Source organism: Microbacterium sp. zg.Y909 (assembly GCF_024626565.1).
Genome location: NZ_JANJFJ010000495.1, coordinates 1 through 2,893, shown reverse-complemented (window position 1 = coordinate 2,893; position 2,893 = coordinate 1). Strand labels below are relative to the sequence as shown.

The window sequence follows — 2,893 nt, the reverse complement described above, 5'->3', positions numbered from 1 at the left end:
CACGAAGGGCGCGCTGTGAGCGACGCCCCCGACCGGCCGCTCGTCGCGGTGCTCGACTACGGGTCGGGCAACGTGCACTCCGCGGTGAAGGCACTCATCGCCGCCGGTGCCGACGCCCGTCTGACGGCCGACCGCGGCCTGATCCGCGATGCCGACGGGCTGGTCGTGCCAGGCGTCGGAGCGTTCCGCGCGGTCATGGACGCCCTGCGCGCCAGCCGCGCCGACGAGCTCATCGACCGTCGCCTGGCGGGAGGGCTTCCGGTCCTCGGCATCTGCGTCGGCATGCAGGTGCTGTTCGAGCACGGCGTCGAGCGCGGCGAGGACACCGAAGGGCTGGGGGAGTGGCCCGGTGCCGTCACCGAGCTCGACGCCCCGGTGCTGCCGCACATGGGCTGGAACACCGTCGAACCCGGCGAAGGCTCGGTGCTCTTCCGAGGCATCGAGCAGGAGCGCTTCTACTTCGTGCACTCCTATGCCGCCCAGTCCTGGACGCTCGACGTCATCCCGCCGTTCCCGGCGCCCGCCGTCACCTGGAGCCGGCACGGCGCCCCGTTCCTCGCCGCCGTCGAGAACGGACCGCTGTCGGCGACCCAATTCCACCCCGAGAAGTCGGGCGAAGCCGGCATCCGCCTGCTGTCCAATTGGATCGGCGCGCTGCGCCGCACTACTGTCTGACCACCCGTGCTGTCGCGGCTTTCGCCGCGCCCCCGAGCCCGCACCCTGGAGCCATGAACGATTTCGCGTCCACCCCTGAGCTGATCCTCCTCCCTGCCGTCGATGTGGCATCCGGCAAGGCCGTGCGTCTGACGCAGGGCGAGGCGGGATCCGAGACGACCTACGGCGACCCCGTCGACGCTGCGATGGCCTGGGCCCGCCAGGGTGCGCAGTGGATCCACCTCGTCGACCTCGACGCCGCGTTCGGCCGGGGCAACAACACCGCGGTCCTGCGCAAGGTGATCAAGCAGGTCCGCAACGTCAAGGGCGTGCAGGTCGAGCTGTCCGGTGGCATCCGCGACGACCGGTCGCTGGAGGCGGCGCTCGAGAGCGGGGCCTCGCGCATCAACCTCGGCACGGCGGCGCTCGAGAACCCCGAGTGGGCGGCCGACGTCATCTCGCGCTACGGCGACGCGATCGCGGTGGGGCTCGACGTGCGCGGCACAACGCTCGCGGCGCGCGGCTGGACGCGTGAGGGCGGCGACCTCTGGGAGGTGCTCGACCGCCTCGAGCAGGCCGGCTGCACGCGGTACGTGCTGACCGACGTCACCAAGGACGGCACCCTGAAGGGTCCGAACCTCGAACTCCTCCGCGAAGTGGCCACGCGCACCCCGAAGCCGGTCGTGGCATCCGGCGGCATCTCGAGCCTCGATGACATCGCTGCGCTGCGTGAGCTCGTGCCGCTCGGCATCGAGGGTGCCATCGTGGGCAAGGCGCTCTATGCCGGGGCCTTCACGCTCGCTGAGGCGCTGGATGTCGCCGGCGCCTGACGACCACTGCGGCAACTCCGGCGATTCAGCCGGCGTGCCGTGGGAGGGGCGCGCCTTCCAGGCCAACCCCCACGCCGGTGACGACGGCTCGGCCGATCCGGCGCTGCTGGCGGCGCTGACGGCGTTCCGCGCGGGAGAGGGCGATCAGGCCGCGGTCGTCGACGCCTACCGCAGCGCACGCCTGCTGATCCCGCTCGTCGCCGAGAAGGGCGACGAGGGGGTGGGGCCGACGGGCCTCACGGTCGACAAGACGCAGGAGCTGTCGATCGTGACGGTCGCAGCGCCCGACGGTCGTCGCGTGCTGCCGGTGTTCACCTCGGTCACGGCGATGCAGCGGTGGGATGCCACGGCGCGGCCGGTTCCCGCCGACGGTGTGCGCACGGCGCTGGCCGCGGCGAACGACGACACCGACCTCATCGTCATCGACCCGACGTCGGAGACGGAGTTCGTGCTGCGCCGCCCTGCCGTCTGGGCCATCGGGCAGGGGCGTGCGTGGGAGCCGAGTTTCGCGTCGCCCGATGTGTACCGCGGCCTGCAGGAGAGCATCGGCGGGGAGCTGGCGGTGCTCGACCTGTCGGTGGCTCCGGGGGATCCCGATGCGCGCCTGCGGGGACCGGAGCTCGTAGTGCGGCTGCAGCTGATCGCGGGCCTCGAGCAGTCAGAGCTCGATGCCGTGCTGCAGCGCCTCGCCGCGCGCTGGGCTGCCGATGACAGGGTCGCGGTGCTGGTGGACTCGCTGACCGTGAAGCTCCTCCGCGCCGCCGAGTGAGTATTCACGCCGCCGAGTGAGTATTCGCCGCTGCGAGTGAGTATTCACCGCGAGTACTCACTCGCGACCACGAATACTCACTCGCGAGCGGTCAGGTGACGGGGCCGGTCAGCTTCTCGCCGGGGCCCTTGCCGATCGGGTCGGGGACCACGGACGCCTCGCGGAACGCCAGCTGCAGGGAACGTAGGCCGTCGCGCAGCGACCGCGCGTGCATGTCGCTGATCTCGGGGGCACCGGCGGTGATCAGGCCGGCCAGCGCGTTGATGAGCTTGCGTGCCTCGTCGAGGTCCATCTGCGCGTCGGGGTCGTCGGCGAGCCCGACTTTCACGGCGGCGGCGCTCATCAGATGCACCGCGGCCGTCGTGATGACCTCGACCGCCGGCACGTCGGCGATGTCGCGCGTCGCGGCACTTGCGGCGCGGTCCTGCTCCTCCCAGCGGGCCTGAGTCTCGGCATCCGGGGCACTTCCGTGCGCCGTCGGATCGTCTTGCCCATCGGGAATAGTGTTCACATCGCACTTTCTGCTAGACTTTCGCGGGCACCGGGGGTTTCTGCTCCCGGATGGAAAGAGGATCACATCCCACCCGCGCTTGCCGCTCCAGGCTACCGGGTCCACGCACTCCGCTCCGTCTCGTACGGG

4 protein-coding genes are annotated in these 2,893 nt (G+C 71.2%); 3 read left to right on the top strand and 1 reads right to left on the bottom strand.

The features are described from left to right. Positions 1–15: 15 nt before the first annotated feature. From hisH to NQ160_RS21875, 3 genes are read left to right on the top strand one after another with little or no spacing between them, the layout of a single operon-like run. The gene (gene hisH / locus NQ160_RS21885) at positions 16–675 is read left to right on the top strand and encodes an imidazole glycerol phosphate synthase subunit HisH (RefSeq protein WP_257517158.1); all 660 of its coding nucleotides are present in this window, start codon (positions 16–18) and stop codon (positions 673–675) included. Between the two features lie 53 nt (positions 676–728). Then, on the top strand, positions 729–1,484 hold the full coding sequence (gene priA / locus NQ160_RS21880) for a bifunctional 1-(5-phosphoribosyl)-5-((5-phosphoribosylamino)methylideneamino)imidazole-4-carboxamide isomerase/phosphoribosylanthranilate isomerase PriA (RefSeq protein WP_257517156.1): 756 nt from the start codon (positions 729–731) through the stop codon (positions 1,482–1,484). Continuing rightward, a complete protein-coding gene (locus tag NQ160_RS21875) occupies positions 1,468–2,253 on the top strand; it encodes an SseB family protein (RefSeq protein ID WP_257517155.1) in 786 nt (261 codons plus the stop codon). Before priA ends, NQ160_RS21875 begins: the two co-directional genes overlap by 17 nt. Positions 2,254–2,344: 91 nt before the next feature. On the opposite strand, the gene NQ160_RS21870 is transcribed toward NQ160_RS21875, so the two are convergent. Beyond that, positions 2,345–2,764: a DUF1844 domain-containing protein gene (locus NQ160_RS21870; protein WP_374113701.1), complete on the bottom strand. Its 420-nt coding sequence runs from the start codon at positions 2,762–2,764 to the stop codon at positions 2,345–2,347. Between the last annotated feature and the right edge of the window lie 129 nt (positions 2,765–2,893).

What these genes read in the sequence shown, in the direction of transcription:
- priA (WP_257517156.1), top strand. Translation starts at nt 729, where the DNA reads ATGAACGATTTCGCGTCCACCCCTGAGCTGATCCTCCTCCCTGCCGTC.
- NQ160_RS21875 (WP_257517155.1), top strand. Translation starts at nt 1,468, where the DNA reads ATGTCGCCGGCGCCTGACGACCACTGCGGCAACTCCGGCGATTCAGCC.